General features: G+C 68.7%; 16 protein-coding genes and 2 pseudogenes. 12 read left to right on the forward strand and 6 right to left on the reverse strand.

Going from position 1 to position 16,458, the window contains the following annotated elements; genetic code table 11:
• Nucleotides 1-243: pseudogene (locus tag A5704_RS12075) on the reverse strand (helicase HerA-like domain-containing protein); the annotation flags it as partial.
• Between A5704_RS12075 and A5704_RS12080 the strand changes: the two are divergent.
• Nucleotides 239-601 (forward strand): annotated as a pseudogene (locus A5704_RS12080) (helicase HerA-like domain-containing protein); the annotation flags it as partial. The pseudogenes A5704_RS12075 and A5704_RS12080 sit on opposite strands and share 5 nt — an antisense overlap.
• A 3-nt stretch (nucleotides 602-604) precedes the next feature.
• On the opposite strand, the gene cmrA reads toward A5704_RS12080, so the two are convergent.
• The gene (gene cmrA, locus A5704_RS12085) at nucleotides 605-1,411 is read right to left on the reverse strand and encodes a mycolate reductase (protein WP_067760606.1); all 807 of its coding nucleotides are present in this window, start codon (nucleotides 1,409-1,411) and stop codon (nucleotides 605-607) included.
• A 130-nt stretch (nucleotides 1,412-1,541) separates the two neighbouring features.
• Between cmrA and A5704_RS12090 the strand changes: the two genes are divergently transcribed.
• Complete coding sequence (locus A5704_RS12090) at nucleotides 1,542-2,891, forward strand: MFS transporter (protein WP_067760562.1); 1,350 nt, start codon at nucleotides 1,542-1,544, stop codon at nucleotides 2,889-2,891.
• Here A5704_RS12090 and A5704_RS12095 read toward each other — a convergent pair.
• Together A5704_RS12095 and A5704_RS12100 are read right to left on the reverse strand one after the other, a co-directional pair.
• The gene (locus tag A5704_RS12095) at nucleotides 2,888-3,667 is read right to left on the reverse strand and encodes an MmpS family transport accessory protein (RefSeq protein WP_082950205.1); all 780 of its coding nucleotides are present in this window, start codon (nucleotides 3,665-3,667) and stop codon (nucleotides 2,888-2,890) included. The genes A5704_RS12090 and A5704_RS12095 overlap by 4 nt on opposite strands.
• A 62-nt stretch (nucleotides 3,668-3,729) precedes the next feature.
• A complete protein-coding gene (locus A5704_RS12100; RefSeq protein WP_082950206.1) occupies nucleotides 3,730-4,386 on the reverse strand; it encodes a TetR/AcrR family transcriptional regulator in 657 nt (218 codons plus the stop codon).
• Between the two features lie 193 nt (nucleotides 4,387-4,579).
• Here A5704_RS12100 and A5704_RS12105 point away from each other — a divergent pair, with 193 nt between their 5' ends.
• The 10 genes from A5704_RS12105 (at nucleotide 4,580) to A5704_RS12150 (ending at nucleotide 15,597) form a co-directional block, all read left to right on the forward strand.
• The gene (locus A5704_RS12105) at nucleotides 4,580-5,326 is read left to right on the forward strand and encodes a CoA transferase subunit A (RefSeq protein ID WP_067760614.1); all 747 of its coding nucleotides are present in this window, start codon (nucleotides 4,580-4,582) and stop codon (nucleotides 5,324-5,326) included.
• Nucleotides 5,323-5,973, forward strand: a complete 651-nt coding sequence (locus A5704_RS12110) for a CoA transferase subunit B (RefSeq protein WP_067760567.1) — start codon at nucleotides 5,323-5,325, stop codon at nucleotides 5,971-5,973. Before A5704_RS12105 ends, A5704_RS12110 begins: the two co-directional genes overlap by 4 nt.
• Nucleotides 5,974-5,984: 11 nt before the next feature.
• Nucleotides 5,985-7,556 (forward strand): carboxyl transferase domain-containing protein, encoded by a 1,572-nt coding sequence (locus tag A5704_RS12115; RefSeq protein WP_067760569.1) that lies wholly within the window; start codon nucleotides 5,985-5,987, stop codon nucleotides 7,554-7,556.
• A 5-nt stretch (nucleotides 7,557-7,561) separates the two neighbouring features.
• A complete protein-coding gene (locus tag A5704_RS12120) occupies nucleotides 7,562-9,568 on the forward strand; it encodes an acetyl/propionyl/methylcrotonyl-CoA carboxylase subunit alpha (protein WP_067760616.1) in 2,007 nt (668 codons plus the stop codon).
• Nucleotides 9,565-10,731: an acyl-CoA dehydrogenase family protein gene (locus tag A5704_RS12125; protein WP_067760571.1), complete on the forward strand. Its 1,167-nt coding sequence runs from the start codon at nucleotides 9,565-9,567 to the stop codon at nucleotides 10,729-10,731. Before A5704_RS12120 ends, A5704_RS12125 begins: the two co-directional genes overlap by 4 nt.
• Nucleotides 10,713-11,222 (forward strand): MaoC family dehydratase, encoded by a 510-nt coding sequence (locus A5704_RS12130; RefSeq protein ID WP_156675552.1) that lies wholly within the window; start codon nucleotides 10,713-10,715, stop codon nucleotides 11,220-11,222. The genes A5704_RS12125 and A5704_RS12130 overlap by 19 nt, the downstream gene beginning before the upstream one ends.
• Complete coding sequence (locus A5704_RS12135) at nucleotides 11,219-12,040, forward strand: CoA ester lyase (protein ID WP_067760575.1); 822 nt, start codon at nucleotides 11,219-11,221, stop codon at nucleotides 12,038-12,040. The genes A5704_RS12130 and A5704_RS12135 overlap by 4 nt, the downstream gene beginning before the upstream one ends.
• A gap of 265 nt (nucleotides 12,041-12,305) precedes the next feature.
• Nucleotides 12,306-13,397: a pyruvate dehydrogenase (acetyl-transferring) E1 component subunit alpha gene (pdhA, locus tag A5704_RS12140; protein WP_067760577.1), complete on the forward strand. Its 1,092-nt coding sequence runs from the start codon at nucleotides 12,306-12,308 to the stop codon at nucleotides 13,395-13,397.
• On the forward strand, nucleotides 13,394-14,440 hold the full coding sequence (gene bkdB, locus A5704_RS12145; protein WP_067760579.1) for a 3-methyl-2-oxobutanoate dehydrogenase subunit beta: 1,047 nt from the start codon (nucleotides 13,394-13,396) through the stop codon (nucleotides 14,438-14,440). Before pdhA ends, bkdB begins: the two co-directional genes overlap by 4 nt.
• Nucleotides 14,437-15,597: a dihydrolipoamide acetyltransferase family protein gene (locus A5704_RS12150; protein WP_067760581.1), complete on the forward strand. Its 1,161-nt coding sequence runs from the start codon at nucleotides 14,437-14,439 to the stop codon at nucleotides 15,595-15,597. The genes bkdB and A5704_RS12150 overlap by 4 nt, the downstream gene beginning before the upstream one ends.
• A 4-nt stretch (nucleotides 15,598-15,601) precedes the next feature.
• On the opposite strand, the gene A5704_RS12155 is transcribed toward A5704_RS12150, so the two are convergent.
• Nucleotides 15,602-15,892, reverse strand: a complete 291-nt coding sequence (locus A5704_RS12155; RefSeq protein ID WP_156670261.1) for a hypothetical protein — start codon at nucleotides 15,890-15,892, stop codon at nucleotides 15,602-15,604.
• A gap of 102 nt (nucleotides 15,893-15,994) precedes the next feature.
• Nucleotides 15,995-16,458, reverse strand: a 464-nt coding sequence (locus A5704_RS12160) for an enoyl-CoA hydratase-related protein (RefSeq protein WP_197505062.1), incomplete at its 5' end; no start/stop codon positions are given.

A 16,458-nucleotide genomic window follows, 5' to 3' on the forward strand; every position in this document is an offset into this window, starting at 1 on the left:
CGCACTGCTTTTCGCCGTGGCCGCTATCGCGTCGTTTCCAATCGACGCCATCAGCGACCGCGGCACGCGCATGCGGGTCCACGCGACGGGCGTGGGCGCGCCCTTCTCGGACAGCACCGTGACCACGGCCTCCCCGATACCCAGCGACGTCAGCGCCGATTCCAGGTCGTAGACATCGGTTTTCGGATACGTCCGCACGGTCTTGCTCAGCGCCTGTTGATCGTCGGGGGTGAACGCCCGCATGCGCGTGCCGCGGTCGCTGATGGCGTCGATTGGAAACGACGCGATAGCGGCCACGGCGAAAAGCAGTGCGCTGCAGCAGAAATACGGTCAGACGATCGAGCAACCGGCGCAGCCCCAGGCCGGTGCGCCGGATCCTCAGGCCCAGCCGCCGCAGGCCCAGCCGCCGCAGGCCCAGTCCGACTACCCACCCGTCCCGGCGAACGAGCCGCCGCCGCCGATGCCACAGCCGGCGGAGCCGAAAGGCCCCGCCATGTGGGAGGAGGTGCTGAGTAACCCGACGGTGAAAAGCGGCATCAACACGGCGATACGCGAGATCACCAAAAACATCTTCGGCACCGGCCGCCGCCGCCGGAAGTAGGGGCTAGCTGCCGCCCAGCTTCTTGTAAAAGCTGCCGACGATGGGCGCGACGATAGCGCGCGGGGCGTACCCGCTGGCCACCGACATCGCCTTCGACGTCAGGCCCGGAACCACCCGCATCTTGTTGCGCGCCAAGGCATCCAGCGACACCTGGGCGGTGTGTTCGGTGGAGATCCACAGGAATTCCGGCACCAGCCGCTCGACCAGCGACCGTTCGGCGTCGTCGGGCAGGTCGGTGCGCACGGGTCCGGGAGCCAGCAGCGTGACGTGCACGCCCGAGTGGCGCAGTTCGCCGCGCAGCGACTCGCTGAAGGTGTTCGCGAACGCCTTGCTGGCCGCGTAGGTGGCGTTGTAGGGAATCGGCGAATTGCCCGCTGCCGAACCGGAAATCAGGATCCCGCCGGCCCTGCGCTCGACCATGCCGGGCAGCACCGCCAACGTCAGGTCGTGCACGCCCAGCACATTCAGCTGCAGCTGGGCCTTCTCGCCATTGGGATTCAACGTCGCCACCGGGCCGAAGGTCGCGGTGCCGGCATTGGCGCACAGGATCGAAATGGGCCGGGCGGCCAGTTCTTCGCACAATTTCGCCCGTTCGCCAGGATCGGCGAGGTCGGCGGGGCGCACGTCGACGGTGACGCGGTACTTGTCGCTCAGGCGAGCGGCCAGTTCGTTGAGCAGGTCTTCGCGTCGCGCGGTGACGATCAGGCTGTGTCCGCGCGCGGCCAGTTCGGTGGCCAGCGCCTCGCCGATGTTCTGCGAGGCTCCGGTCACAACGGCACGCGCGTCTGGGCTGGGCGCGGGGATCGGCATGAGCCAATCGTAGACAGCGAGCGCGGCGAAGTCGGGCGCGGCGGGTCGGCTGCCAAACACATTGCAGCGATCGCGAGCGCGGCGAAGCCGGGCGCGGCGGGTCGGCTGCCAAACACATAGGCTGCCGGGCATGGGCCAGCCGTCGTCGCGTTCACTCACGCCGGTGCCGTCCCGGGTGGTGGCGTGGGCGCTATGGGATTGCGGCTCCACCGGCCTGAACGCGATCGTGGCAACCTTCGTCTTCTCGGTGTATCTGACCACCAGCGTGGGGGTGGGCATCTCCGGCGCCACCACGCCGGCAAGCTGGTTGGGGCGCGCCGCCGCCATCGCCGGGTTGACGGTCGCGCTGCTGGCGCCGGCCGTCGGCGTGTGGGTGGAGTCCCCACATCGCCGGCGGGTGGCCTTGAGCGTGTTGACCGCGTTGGCCGTCGCGCTGACGTGCGCGATGTTCTTCATCCACGACCGCCCCGGCTACCTGTGGGCCGGGCTGGTGCTGATGGGGGCTACGGCGGCCTGCAGCGACCTGGCCAGCGTCCCGTATAACGCCATGCTGCGCCAACTTTCGACGCCGCAGACCGCCGGCCGGATTTCGGGTCTGGGCTGGGCGGCGGGTTACGTCGGCAGCGTCCTGCTGTTGCTCGTGGTCTACAGCGGATTCATCTCCGGGCGGGGCTCCGGGCCGGATGCGACGCGTGGGTTCTTGCGGGTGCCCATTCACGACGGCCTTTACGTCCGCGAGGCGATGTTGGTCGCGGCGGCCTGGCTGGCGATCTTTGCCTTGCCGTTGTTGTTCGTCGCGCATCGGCTTCCCGACTCGGGCGAGATCTACGAGCCGACGAGCATGCTCGGTGGTTATCGCAAGCTGTGGAGCGAGGTCTCCGCGGAGTGGCGGCGAGACCGCAATCTGGTCTACTTCCTATTCGCCAGCGCACTTTTCCGAGACGGGCTGGCGGCGATCTTCGCGTTCGGCGCCGTGCTCGGCGTCAACGTGTACGGCATCTCGCAGGGTGACGTGCTGGTGTTCGGTGTGGTGGCCAGCGTGGTGGCGGCGGTAGGGGCGGTCCTGGGCGGGTTCGTCGATCACCGGGTCGGGTCGAAACCCGTCATCGTGACTTCGCTGGCCGCGATCGTCGTCTTAGGGCTCACCCTGATGCTGCTGTCCGGTTCGGTGGCGTTCTGGATCTGTGGGCTCCTGCTGTGCATGTTCATCGGGCCGTCGCAGTCGTCCTCGCGTGCCCTGCTGCTGCAGATGGCCAAACACGGCAGGGAAGGCGTCGCCTTCGGCCTGTACACGATGACCGGGCGGGCGGTCGCGTTCGTCGCGCCGTGGCTGTTCTCGGTCTTCGTGGACGTATTCGGCGCCGTGCGCGCCGGGCTGGGCGGCATCTCACTGGTACTGCTCGCCGGTCTGCTGGCCATGCTGGCGGTCCGGGTTCCGGCCCGCGGCGCCCTCGCGGCCGAACCGTCGGGGGGCGGTTAGCTCCTCGAGTCGCAGATCGTCAGGCCCACGCCGACGCGCTTGCTCATCTGGACACCGTCGACGGTGACCGAGCACGTGACGTTGTGGCCGATGTTGACGACCGTGACGTTGGCCGGGTGCACCGCCGCCTTGGACAGGCTGACCTCTTTGGTCCACGGCAGCGCGACGTTGAATTCGGTTTGGATCAGGTCGCCGGTGTCGATGTACATGATGCTGATCGCCCTGCCCTCGCCGGCCACGCTGTAGACGATGTCCTGCATCGCGGCCGGGCCGGTGGACTCGGTGGGCGTCGGGGAGCCGCCGGTGGGCGGCACCGGTGCCGGAATGCGCGGCGTCGACGTGCGGGTGGACGGGCTCGGCAGCGTCGGAGTCGTCTCCGGCATGGCGGGCAGCGGCGGGACGGCGGTCTGAGTCTTGATCGCGTCGTTCACCAGCACCAGGGCAATGACCAGGGCGACCACCAGCAGCACGGCGGCGCCGGCGACGATCCACAGCCACCGCGGCGGAGGTTTCGGGCCATCCGGCGGCGGGGGAGCCGACCCCGGGTGTTGTCCGGACGGAGGCAGCTCGTGCTGCCAGTACGCCGGCAACTCTCTGGTGGTGTTGGTCTCGTTCATGTTGGGTGCCCACGGCGGAGCCTGCCCGCCATAGGTGGGCGCGTAGGGCGCCTGATCGGCGTACGCGGGGTCGGCGGGCGGATACCACGGGCCCTGCGGTCCCGACCCCGGCAGAGAGGGGCTGAACCGGTCGGTGGGACGTGAATCGTTCATGTCCACCTCATGGATTGCAGAGTACCTGCGCCGGGCGCACGAACGGCGAATCACCTCACAGCGGTGACTCAGGGGCACTGGTTCCCGGCGGCCAGCGCGGCGACGGTCATCGCCCGCATCACGGCGCGCGACCGCGCGGTGCGGGCCGACTTTCCGCGCGACATGTCGGGGGATTTCATGCTGTGTGGCGTCGAATTGAGGAGGCCGAAGACCGCGTGGGCCGCCAGCCGGGCGTCGGCCTCGGCTAGGTCGGGGTCCAGCTCGCGCAGCACCCCGACCCACACCTCGACGTATTGGCGTTGCGCTTTGCGCACCTGTTTCTCGGCCGCTTCGGGCAGGTGCGCGAGGTCGCGGTCCTGGATGCGGATCAGGTCGGGCTCGCCGAACGCGAAGTCCAGGTGGAAGTCGATCAGCCCGTCCAGCGCCGTCGCCGCGTCGGAGCTGCGAGCCCGCACGCCGCGAGCGCCCGCGAGCAGGCGGGCGCTGATGCCCACCAGCAGCTCCACCAGCAGCGACTCCTTGTTGGGGAAGTGCCGGTAGATGGCGGGGCCGCTGACACCGGCAGCGGCCCCGATGTCTTCCAGCCGCACCGCGAGGAAGCCGCGCTCGGCGAACAGGCGCTCGGCGGCCGCCAGCAGCTGGAGACGCCGGTCGGATTTCAACTGGCTGCGTCGATTTGGGACATCCGGCGCGCTGGGTTGGCCGTCCGAGGTGGACGTTGTCATGACGAACCCCCGTCCGGTTGGTTAATCGTCACTAACTTAGCACGAGTCTTCGACCGGTTAACCTGCCCTAATGGACGGCGACGGCCCGGTCTTGCCGTCCCTGGACCGGGGGGATCGACGATGGTATTCTCACCCTGAGTTAATGGAGATTAACTCAAAAACCCCGCCCGACGGCAAGGAGGCTGCTGCGGCGATGGACAAGGTGGTGGCAACGGCCGCCGAGGCGGTTGCCGACATAACCGACGGGTCGTCTTTGGCGGTCGGGGGCTTCGGGTTCTGCGGCATCCCCGAGGCGTTGATCGCCGCGCTGGTCGAGACCGGCGTGCGCGACCTGGAGACGGTGTCCAACAACTGCGGCGGTTACGGCGTCGGACTGGAAGCGCTGTTGCACCACAAGCGAATTCGCCGGGCCGTCGCCTCGTATTTCGGTGACAACAGGGAATTCGCCCGCCAGTTCCTCGCCGGTGAACTGGAGGTGGAGCTCACCCCGCAGGGCACGCTCGCGGAGCGGTTGCGCGCCGGTGGCGCCGGCATCCCTGCGTTCTACACGCCCGCGGGCGTCGGCACCCCCGTCGCCGACGGCGGCCTGCCGTGGCGCTACGACGCTTCCGGCGGGGTGGCGGTGATGTCGCCGCCCAAGGAAACGCGCGAGTTCGACGGCGTGACCTACGTTCTCGAGCGGGCGATCCGCACCGACTTCGCGCTGGTGCACGCCTGGAAGGGCGACCGGCACGGCAATCTCGTCTACCGGGCGGCCGCGGCGAACTTCAACCCCGACTGCGCCACGGCCGGCAGGATCACCATCGCGGAGGTCGAGCATCTGGTCGAGCCGGGCGAGATCGACCCCGCCGCGGTGCACACGCCCGGCGTCTTCGTGCATCGGGTGGTGCATGTGCCGGACCCGGCCAAGCCGATCGAGAAGGTGACGGTGCGCCCGTGAGCTGGAGCAAGCAGGGCCTGGCCGCACGGGTGGCCGCCGAATTCGAGGATGGCCAATACGTCAACCTCGGCATCGGGATGCCCACGCTGGTGCCCAACCACATTCCGGCCGGTGTCACCGTCGTCGTACATTCGGAAAACGGAATCCTGGGCGTGGGCCCGTATCCGGAGCCCGAGGACGTCGACGCGGATCTGATCAACGCGGGTAAGGAGACGATCACCACGATGCCGGGCGCGGCGTTCTTCGGTTCCTCCGCCTCGTTCGGCATCATTCGCGGCGGACACCTCGACGTCGCCGTGCTGGGGGCCATGCAGGTCTCGGCCACCGGCGACCTCGCCAACTGGATGATTCCCGGAAAGCTGGTCAAGGGCATGGGCGGCGCCATGGACCTCGTCCACGGCGCCCGGAAGGTGATCGCGATGATGGAGCACACGGCCCGCGACGGCAGCCCGAAAGTCGTTGAGCGGTGCACCCTTCCGCTGACGGGTGCGGGATGTGTCAACCGCATCATCACCGACTTGGCCGTCATCGACATATGCGATGACGGTTTGCGCCTGGTCGAGACCGCCCCCGGCGTTTCGGTCGACGAGGTGCTCGACAAGACCGAACCGCCGCTTGTGCTGGCGAGGACCGGGAGGCATTCGTGAGTTCAGCAGTGATGACCGCGCCATCGTTCGCCGACGAGCATCGCCGGCTGGTAGCCGAGTTGAACGCCAAGCTGGCGGCCGCCGCGCTGGGCGGCAACGAACGCGCCCGCGAACGTCACGTCAGCCGCGGCAAGCTACTGCCGCGCGAACGGGTGGATCGACTGCTCGACCCCGGCAGCCCGTTCCTGGAGTTGGCCCCGCTGGCGGCCAACGGCATGTACGACGACGAATCCCCCGGCGCCGGAATCATCACCGGGATCGGCCGGGTGTCGGGGCGCGAGTGCGTGATCGTCGCCAACGACGCCACGGTCAAGGGCGGCACCTACTACCCGATGACCGTCAAAAAGCACCTGCGCGCACAGGAAGTCGCCCTGCAGAATCGCCTGCCGTGCATCTACCTGGTGGACTCCGGGGGCGCCTTCCTGCCCCGCCAGGACGAGGTGTTCCCCGACCGCGAGCATTTCGGCCGGATCTTCTACAACCAAGCGACCATGAGCGCCAAGGAGATTCCCCAAGTGGCCGCGGTCCTCGGATCGTGCACGGCGGGCGGCGCCTACGTGCCTGCCATGAGCGACGAGGCCGTCATCGTGCGCGAGCAGGGGACGATCTTCCTCGGCGGTCCGCCCCTGGTGAAGGCCGCCACCGGCGAGGTCGTATCGGCCGAGGAACTCGGCGGCGGCGACCTGCACTCGCGGGTCTCCGGTGTCACCGACCACCTCGCCGACGACGACGAGCACGCGCTGCGCATCGTGCGGGCCATCGCCGCGACCTTCGGCCCCCGTGAACCCGGCACGTGGGAGGTCCGGCCCGTGGTCGAGCCCAAGCATCCGCAGAGCGAGCTCTACGACGTGGTGCCGCCCGATCCGCGGGTGCCCTATGACGTGCACGAGGTGGTCGTTCGGCTGGTCGACGGCGGCGAATTCAGCGAGTTCAAGGCCAATTACGGCAAGACGCTGATGACCGCGTTCGCCCGCATCCACGGACACCCGGTCGGGATCATCGCCAACAACGGCGTCCTGTTCAGCGAATCCGCTTTGAAGGGCGCCCATTTCATCGAGCTGTGCGACAAGCGCAAGATCCCCCTGTTGTTCCTGCAGAACATCGCCGGTTTCATGGTCGGCCGCGACTACGAGGCCGGCGGCATCGCCAAGCACGGCGCCAAGATGGTGACCGCCGTGGCCTGCGCCCGGGTGCCCAAACTGACCGTCGTGATCGGCGGATCCTATGGCGCGGGCAACTATTCGATGTGCGGTCGGGCGTACTCGCCGCGCTTCCTGTGGATGTGGCCCAACGCCCGCATCTCGGTCATGGGCGGCGAGCAGGCGGCATCGGTGCTGGCGACGGTGCGCGGCGAGCAGCTCGCCGCGGCCGGTAAACCGTGGCCGCCCGACGAGGAGGAGGCGTTCAAGGCGCCCATCCGCGCGCAATACGAGGACCAGGGCAACCCGTACTATTCGACCGCCCGCCTGTGGGACGACGGCATCATCGATCCCGCCGACACCAGAACCGTTGTCGGGCTGGCCCTTTCGGTATGCGCCCACGCCCCGCTAGATCCGGTCTCCTACGGCGTCTTCCGGATGTGATGACCATGTTCGAGACCGTCTTGGTGGCCAACCGCGGCGAGATCGCGGTCCGTGTCATGCGCACCCTGCGCCGGCTGGGTATCCGATCGGTCGCGGTGTACAGCGACCCCGACGCCAACGCCCGCCATGTGCTCGAGGCCGACACGGCCGTTCGTCTGGGGCCCGCCGCCGCGCGGGAGAGCTACCTCGACATCGGGAAGGTGCTCGACGCGGCGGCGCGCACCGGCGCCCAGGCGATCCATCCCGGCTACGGATTCCTCTCCGAAAACGCCGAATTCGCCGCCGCCTGCGAGCGGGCCGGCGTGGTGTTCCTCGGCCCGCCGGCGCGGGCCATCCAGGTGATGGGCGACAAGATCACCGCCAAGAACGCGGTAGCCGCCTTCGACGTGCCGGTCGTTCCCGGCGTGGCCAAGCCCGGACTGAGCGACGACGAGTTGGTGGCGGCCGCCGAAGATGTCGGCTATCCGGTCTTGATCAAGCCCTCGGCGGGCGGCGGCGGCAAGGGCATGCGCCTGGTGGACGACCCGAGCCGGCTGCGCGACGCGCTGGTGGGCGCGCGACGGGAGGCCGCCGCGTCGTTCGGTGACGACACCCTGTTTCTGGAGCGATTCGTACTGCGCCCCAGGCATATCGAAGTACAGGTGCTCGCCGACACGCACGGCAACGTGGTGCACCTGGGCGAGCGCGAGTGCAGCCTGCAGCGGCGCCACCAGAAGGTGATCGAGGAGGCGCCGTCGCCCCTGCTCGACCCGCAGACACGCGCGCGTATCGGGGCGGCGGCCTGCAACACCGCCCGCAGCGTCGATTACGTCGGCGCGGGCACGGTGGAGTTCATCGTCTCCGCCGACCGGCCGGACGAGTTCTTCTTCATGGAGATGAACACCCGCCTGCAGGTGGAACACCCGGTCACCGAGGCGGTTACCGGCCTGGACCTGGTGGAGTGGCAGCTGCGGGTGGCCGCGGGCGAGAAGCTGGGGTTCGCGCAGGACGACATCGAACTGCGGGGCCACGCGATCGAGGCCCGGGTGTACGCCGAGGATCCCGCCCGGGGATTCCTCCCCACCGGCGGCCAGGTGCTGCAGGTATCCGAACCGTCCGGCGCCGGCGTGCGGGTGGACTCGTCGCTGCTGGCGGGCACGGTGGTCGGCAGCGATTACGACCCGATGCTGAGCAAGGTGATCGCCTACGGCGAGGACCGCGACGAGGCGCTCGCGAAACTCGACGCGGCGCTGGCAAAGACCGCAATCCTGGGCGTGCAGACCAACATCGAATTCCTTCGGTTCCTGCTCGCCGACGAGCGGGTGCGCGCCGGCGACCTCGACACGGCGCTGCTGGACGAGCGGGTAGCGGACTTCGCGCCGCGGCCCGCCCCCGACGACGTGCTCGCCGCCGGGGGGCTTTATCGCCAGTGGGCGCTGGACCGTCGCGCCGCGGGCAACCTCTGGGCCGCGCCGACCGGATGGCGGGTCGGGGGTGCACCCGCTCCCGTGCGGACCGAGATGCAGACGCCGCTGCGCAGCGACACCGTGTCGGTTTGGGGGCCACCCACCGACGCCCGGGTGCAGGTCGGTGCGGGCGAGATCCATTCCGCCACCGCGCAAGTCGACGAGGACCGCATGGACGTCACGCTGGACGGGGTGCGCCGTGAATATCGCTGGGCGGAGGCCGACCGACACCTGTGGATCGCCGACGATCGCGGAGCGTGGCACCTGCGCGAGGCCGAGGAACACAAGATCCACCGCGCGGCCGGTGGGCAGCAGGCCGAGATCCTCAGCCCGATGCCGGGCAGCGTGATCGCGGTGCAGGCCGCCTCGGGTGCCGAGGTGTCCGAGGGCGACGTCGTGGTGGTCGTTGAGGCGATGAAGATGGAACACTCGCTCTCCGCGCCGGTTTCGGGACGAGTGGAGCTCCTGGTGTCCGTCGGCGATCAAGTCACCGTCGACCAGGTACTGGCCCGGCTGGTGCCCGAAGAGCCCGAAGCAGCAGCCGATTCGAGTAAGGACGAAACATGACGACATCCATTGCCGCGGGAACGCTTCCCAAGGAATACGAGGATCTGCGCGACACGGTGGCCGAGTTCGCGCGCACCGTGGTCGCGCCCGTCTCGGCCAAACACGATGAGGAGCACAGCTTCCCCTACGAAGTCGTCGCCAAGATGGGCGAGATGGGGTTGTTCGGCCTGCCGTTCCCCGAGGAGTACGGCGGCATGGGGGGCGACTACTTCGCCTTGTCGCTGGCGCTCGAGGAACTCGGCAAGGTCGACCAATCGGTGGCGATCACCTTGGAGGCCGGCGTCAGCCTCGGCGCGATGCCGATCTACCGCTTCGGCTCAGAAGAGCAGAAGAGCAAGTGGCTGCCGGACTTGACGGCCGGCCGGGCGCTGGCCGCGTTCGGGCTCACCGAGCCGGGTGCCGGTTCCGATGCGGGCGCCACCCGGACCACGGCGCGCCTCGATGACGGGGAGTGGGTGATCAACGGCTCCAAGCAGTTCATCACCAACTCCGGCACCGACATCACGAAACTGGTCACCGTCACCGCGGTCACGGGGACGATCGGTGACGGCAAGAAAGAGATCTCGACGATCATCGTGCCCAATGGCACATCGGGATTCACCGTCGAACCGGTTTACAGCAAGGTTGGCTGGAACGCCTCGGACACCCATCCGCTGAGCTTCGCCGATGCCCGCGTCCCGGAGGAGAACCTGCTCGGTCCCCGCGGCAACGGCTACGCCAACTTCCTGTCCATCCTGGACGAGGGCCGCATCGCGATCGCCGCGCTGGCAACCGGCGCCGCCCAGGGTTGCGTCGACGAGAGCGTCAAGTATGCCAAGGAGCGCCAATCGTTCGGGCAGCCGATCGGCTCCTATCAGGCGATCAGCTTCAAGATCGCCCGGATGGAAGCGCGCGCGCATGTCGCCCGCACTGCTTACTACGACGCGGCGGCAAAGATGTTGGCGGGCAAGCCCTTCAAGAAGGAGGCGGCCATCGCGAAGATGATCGCGTCGGAAGCGGCCATGGATAACGCCCGAGACGCGACCCAGATTCACGGCGGATACGGCTTCATGAATGAGTACCCGGTGGCGCGGCACTACCGCGACAGCAAGATCCTCGAGATTGGCGAGGGTACCACCGAAGTTCAGTTGATGCTCATCGCGCGATCGCTGGGGCTGTCGTGAGCGACAAGTCAATCCTCCAGCGCGGACTGTGGTTCGAGGAATTCGAGATCGGCACGACGTACCTGCACCGGCCCGGCCGCACCATCACCGAGGCCGACAACGTCTTGTTCACCACGCTGACGATGAACACCCAGTCGCTGCACCTGGACGCGGCGTGGGCCGCCGAGCAGCCGGGCTTCCGGGGCGAGCGGTTGGTGAATTCGATGTTCACGCTGTCCACGCTGGTCGGGTTGTCGGTGTCGCAGCTGACGCTGGGCACCATCGTCGCCAACCTGGGCTTTTCCGAGGTGTCATTCCCCAAACCAGTCTTCCACGGCGACACGCTGTACGCCGAGACCGTATGTACCGGCAAGCGCGAGTCGAAGAGCCGGCCAGGGGAAGGGATCGTCACGCTCGAGCACACGGGGCGCAACCAGCACGGTGACGTCGTGGCGCGGGCGATGCGGACGACGCTGGTTCAGAAGCGGCCGGACGGGGAGGAGTCCCGATGAACCTGCAAGCCGCCGGTCCGGGCTGGCTGTTCTGCCCGGCGGACCGTCCCGAGCGATTCGCCAAGGCGGCGGCCGCGGCCGACGTGGTGATCCTCGACCTGGAGGACGGCGTGGCCGAGGCGGACAAGCCCGCCGCGCGCAAGGCGCTGCGCGAGACCCCGCTGGATCCCGAGCGCACCGTGGTGCGGATCAACGCGGCCGGCACCGAGGAGCACGGCCTCGACCTGGACGCCCTGGCCGAGACGCCCTACACGACCGTGATGCTGTCCAAGACGGAATCGGCCGCGCAGGTTTCGGCGCTTTCGCCGCGCGACGTCATCGCGCTGATCGAGACGCCCCGCGGTGCGGTCTTCAGCACCGAGATCGCCGCCGCGGAGGGGACCGTCGCCATGATGTGGGGTGCAGAGGACCTCGTCGCGGCCCTGGGTGGCAGTTCCAGCCGCCTGGCCGACGGCACCTACCGCGACTTTGCCCGCCACGTCCGGTCGACGGTCCTGCTGGCGGCGTCCACCTTCGGCCGGGCCGCCCTGGATGCGGTGCATCTGGACATCCACGACGTCGACGGCTTGCGGGCCGAAGCCGCCGACGCCGTCGCCGTGGGTTTCCACGGAACCGTCTGCATCCACCCGACTCAGATCCCGGTCGTGCGCGACGCCTACCGTCCCAGCGAGGAGAAACTCGACTGGGCGCGAAGAGTATTGGATGCGGCGCGCACCGAGCGCGGCGTTTTCGCGTTCGAGGGCCAGATGGTGGACTCGCCGGTGCTCAAGCACGCGGAAATGCTCGTGCGCAGGGCGGGGCAGTCCGCCGCCGGCTGAAACCGCGAAAGCAGTGTCACCGGCGATATTCGGAAGTCCTCTGATGGCTGGAGCCTGCGGCTGACCCGCCACCTGGCCGTGCTGCCGCTGGGCGCGCGACACGTTCGCGATCACCGCGGTCTGTTCTCATTCGAGCGCATAATGGTGGGTACGCCAGTGTCGCGGCGAGCGAAGCCTTTCGGGTAGCTGGCGATCGGCTTCGGCTCGCGGTAGGTCCCGGCTGAGCTTTTGCTGTGGCCCTGCGGCACCGAGGTAGGGAGACGGTATGGCGATGGTGCCCCAATTGCCGATGACCGTCGATCTCGAGCCCGTGCAACTCGTCGCCGCCGACGGCACACCGACCCGAGAACCCCGGTACGGCCGCGACCTTCCGGCCGAGACGTTGTGCTGGCTCTACGAAATGATGGTCGTCACGCGCGAGCTGGACACCGAATTCGTCAACCTCAAGCGCCAGGGGGAGCTGGCGCTGTTCGCGTCCTGCCGCGGTCAGGAGGCCGCCCAGGTGGGCGCGACGGCGTGTCTGCGCAAGACGGACTGGCTGTTTCCCCAATACCGGGAGCTCGGCGCGTACCTGGTGCGCGGCATCCCGCCCGCTCACGTGGGCGCGGTTTGGCGCGGAACCTGGCATGGCGGACTGGAATTCACCAAGAAGTGCTGCGCCCCGACGTCGATCCCGATCGGCACCCAGACCTTGCACGCCGTCGGCGCCGCGATGGCCGCGCAGCGTCTCGGCGAGGATTCGGTGACGGTGGCCTTCCTCGGTGACGGCGCCACCAGCGTCGGGGACGTGCACGAGGCGCTGAACTTCGCCGCCGTGTTCGCGACGCCGTCGGTGTTCTTCGTGCAGAACAACCAGTGGGCGATCTCGATGCCCGTCCACAAACAGACCGCGGCACCGTCCATCGCGCACAAGGCAATCGGCTACGGCATGCCGGGAATCCGGGTGGACGGCAACGACGTGCTGGCCTGCTACGCGGTGATGGCCGAGGCGGCCGCCCGCGCCCGGACCGGCGGTGGGCCGACCCTGATCGAGGCGGTCACCTACCGGCTCGGACCGCACACCACTTCCGACGATCCCAGCCGCTACCGGACGCAGGACGAGGTGGACCGGTGGGCCGCACTCGACCCGATCCCGCGTTATCGCACCTACCTTCAGCACGAGGGCCTGTGGTCGATCCGCTTGGAAGACCGAGTCGCCGCCCGCGCGAAACGGATGCGCGCGGACCTGCGGGACGCGGTCTTCGGCGCACCCGATTTCGACATCGACGAGGTGTTCACCACGGTGTACGCCGAGATGACGCCCGGGTTGGAGTCGCAACGCCGACAGTTGCGAACCGAACTGGGGAGACGCGAATGACGCAGCTCGCGGACCGTCCGGCCAGCTCCGACGAAACCCTCGCCGCCCCAGCGCGCGGCGTCGCGCAGTCGCTGACCATGGTGCAGGCGCTCAACCGTGCGCTGCACGACGCGATGGCCGCCGACGATCGGGTGCTGGTGTTCGGTGAGGACGTCTCGGTCGAGGGGGGAGTGTTCCGCGTCACCGAAGGGCTGGCCGAAATCTTCGGCGAGAAACGCTGTTTCGACACGCCGCTGGCGGAATCGGCCATCATCGGGATCGCGGTGGGGCTGGCGCTCCGCGGCTTCGTGCCGGTGCCGGAGATTCAGTTCGACGGCTTCTCCTATCCCGCCTTCGATCAGGTGGTCAGCCACCTGGCGAAGTACCGCACCCGCACCCGCGGCGAGATCAACATGCCGGTGACCGTGCGGATCCCATCCTTCGGCGGAATCGGTGCGGCCGAACATCATTCGGACTCCACGGAGTCGTATTGGGCCCACACCGCCGGCCTGAAGGTGGTGGTTCCCTCCAGCCCGTCGGACGCCTACTGGCTGCTTCGCCACGCGATCGCCTGCCCGGATCCGGTGATGTACCTCGAGCCGAAGCGGCGCTATCAGGTGCGCGGCACGGTCGACACCGAGCGGCCCGAACCGGCCATCGGCCGCGCGATGGTGCGCCGGCCCGGCTCCGATGTCACCGTCGTGACCTACGGCAGCTTGGTCAGCACCGCGGTCGGCGCCGCGGAAGAGGCCCAGCGCCAACGCGGTTGGAGCCTGGAGGTCATCGACCTGCGGTCACTCGTTCCCCTGGACTTCGACACCGTCGCGGCGTCGATTCGCCGGACGGGGCGTTGCGTGGTGATGCACGAGGGCCCGCGCAGCCTCGGGTACGGCGCCGGATTGGCCGCCAGGATTCAAGAGGACATGTTCTACGAGCTCGAGGCGCCGGTGTTGCGCGCCTGCGGGTTTGACACTCCGTACCCACCGGCCCGACTGGAGCGGCTGTGGCTGCCCGGACCCGACCGGCTGCTGGACTGCGTCGAGCGTGCGCTGGAAATGCCATGAGCGCCGAGATCAGGGAATTCCGGGTTCCCGACCTCGGCGAGGGATTACAGGAAGTGACCGTGACGCGCTGGAACGTCGTCGCGGGCGACGATGTCGAACTCAACCAGGTGTTGTGCTCGGTGGAAACCGCCAAGGCCGAGGTCGAGCTGCCCAGCCCCTACGCCGGGCGAATCGTCGAAACGCACGGTGCCGAAGGCGATGTGCTCGACGTGGGGGCGGTGCTCGTTCGCATCGACACCACACCGCTCAACAACGACACCCCCCTGACGGCAGGGGCGCTGCTGCCGACACTCGTCGGTTACGGGGCGGACGACGGCATCGACGCCAGCCGACGGACCGGCCGCCCGCTCGCCGCCCCGCCGGCGCGCAAACTGGCCAAGGAACTGATGGTCGACCTGCGCTCGCTGCAGCGCGATCCCGACAGCATCATCACCCGGGCGGACGTGCTGGCGGCGGCCGACCAGAACGGTGCCGACGTTCGGCCGGTTCGCGGCGTGCAGGCCAGAATGGCCGAGAAGATGACGTTGTCGCACAAGGAGATCCCCGCGGCCAAAGTCAGCGTCGCGGTCGACTGCACCGAACTCATGCGGCTGTCGAACCGAACGCCGGCGGACCAGAAGATCACGCCGTTCGTCCTGACGATGCGGTTGCTGCTGATTGCGCTGCGGCACAACGAGATTGTCAACTCGACATGGGTCGACTCGCCCGACGGCCCGCAGATTCGGGTCCATCGGCGGGTGCACCTGGGATTCGCAGTGGCCACCCCGCGCGGCCTGCTGGTCCCGGTGATCACCGACGCGCACGACAAGACCACCCGCGAACTGGCAACTCGGGCAGCCGAGTTGATCGGCGGCGCGCGGGCGGGCACGCTGACGCCGGGGGAGTTACGCGGCTCCACATTCACCGTCACCAACTTCGGGGCGCTCGGCGCCGACGACGGCGTGCCGGTGATCAACCACCCAGAAGCGGCGATCCTGGGGATGGGCGCGATCAAACCGCGCCCCGTCGCCGTCGATGATCGGGTCGTGGTGCGCCAGACGATGACACTGACGTGCGTCTTCGATCACCGCGTGGCCGACGGCGCACAGGCGGCCCGGTTCGTCACCGAGCTGCGGGATCTGGTCGAGTCACCGATGACCGCGCTGCTCGACCTCTGAAGGCTCAGGAGTGCGGCGGTACGGGGCACCAGAACAGGCCGCAGTTGAAGCTGGGCGCGTGCGAAGGCGGCGGGGGCGGGTAGTGCGGCGGGTTGTCGGTGTCCCAGCATTGATTCCAGTACTTGTTCTCGCCCCATGCCGGGTTCCACGGCTGGTTCGGGCACCAGTACACCTGCGGTGCGGGAGCCGGCTGCGCCTGGGCGATCCCTTCGGCCAGAGCTGATCCGGCCGACGCGAGGCCGCTGACCAGCAAGGCCCCGGCGGCAATTCGGGTGAGGGTGCGGTTGATCTCCACTTGCATGTCCTTCGCTAGGGCGCCGGGTCTGCCGGCCTCTTCGTAGCAAAGCACACTTTGGTCGGGTCGCTACCGATCCCAACCTGCGAACCTGCGACGGTGCTACCGGCGTTGCGCCGCGGCCAGTCGTTGAGCGAATTCCGGCGATTGGATGGAGTACGCCTGCGGGCCGAGCTCCGTGCGCATGGCGAAGACGTGCTGCTCGTAGTCCAGCGATCCCGGGCTGATGGTCGCGCGCATCGTCGCCTTCGTCGCCAGCACCACCTCGCGCGGGGCGGCCGCGGGCCCGGCGGCCAACGCCATGGCCGCGGCAACCGGATCGTCGGCGACGGCGAGCGCCAAGCCGTGGCGCACCGCGGACTCGGCGTCGAAACGCATGCCGAACAGCAAGGCCGCGCGTGCGACCTGGGGGCCCACCGCCCGCTGCAGCATCCAGGTCGCGCCGCCGCCGGGGTGCAATCCCAGCTGCTGGAATCGCGCGTCGAACAGGGCCGCCGGGCCCGCGATGCGCACATCGGCGGCCAACGCGAGGTTCAGACCCGCGCCGACGGCCGCGCCGTTGACGG

The organism is Mycobacterium sp. E735, from assembly GCF_001666955.1.
Taxonomy (GTDB): Bacteria; Actinomycetota; Actinomycetes; order Mycobacteriales; family Mycobacteriaceae; genus Mycobacterium.